General features: G+C 40.2%; 1 protein-coding gene. It reads left to right on the top strand.

The features are described 5' to 3' along the window. Positions 1–311, top strand: a 311-nt coding sequence (locus tag SB679_RS23590) for an AMP-binding protein (protein ID WP_410704698.1), incomplete at both ends; no start/stop codon positions are given.

Raw genomic sequence — 311 nt, forward strand, 5'->3', positions numbered from 1 at the left:
GCAAGTGATATCGTTTCTAATATCAGCAATATTGGAACAGCAATTCCGACCTTAAGGTGTTATGTACTTGATGATAACCAGCAATTATTACCCGTTGGTGTTTCTGGGGAACTGTATGTAGGCGGTGATGGAGTATCCAGAGGATATTTAAACAGAGATGAATTAACATCAGCACGTTTTATTCCCAATCCATTTAAATCCGGTGATCGTTTATACCGTTCAGGCGATGAAGTAAGGCTTCTGAGCAATGGAGAGTTGGAGTATTTAGGCAGAAAAGATTTCCAGGTGAAGATTCGGGGATACAGAATAGA

Source organism: Chryseobacterium sp. SIMBA_029, assembly GCF_046535275.1.
Lineage (GTDB): Bacteria > Bacteroidota > Bacteroidia > Flavobacteriales > Weeksellaceae > Chryseobacterium.